Below are 333 nucleotides of genomic sequence, written 5' to 3' on the forward strand. Positions count from 1 at the left end.
CATCCCACCTGAGCTTACAATGAACATTTCATCCTCTCTGTTCGCATCACGAATCGCTTGAACAATTCCAATTGTCATATCATCATCTTGAGAGTAAACAGCATCAATTTCACTATTAGCTTGTAAAATATTTTCTGTTGCTGTTAAGGCAGTCTCCCTTGTAAAATCACCAGGTTGACTAGCTACTATTTCAATCCCAGGATAGTCTTCTATATAATCACGGAAACCTTGACTTCGTAAATCTGTAACCGTTGATGGAATTCCAGATATTTCGATTACTTTACCAACGGCTTCTCCTTTATCTTCTATTAACCTTTCTACTAAGTATTGAGC

1 protein-coding gene is annotated in these 333 nt (G+C 37.2%); it reads right to left on the reverse strand.

The window, feature by feature from the left end; genetic code table 11:
* The coding region (locus AOA62_RS31315; protein ID WP_143521734.1) for a substrate-binding domain-containing protein at positions 1–333 on the reverse strand (333 nt) is incomplete at both ends.

This window comes from Pseudomonas sp. 2995-3 (genome assembly GCF_002742565.1).
Lineage (GTDB): Bacteria > Pseudomonadota > Gammaproteobacteria > Pseudomonadales > Pseudomonadaceae > Aquipseudomonas > Aquipseudomonas edaphica.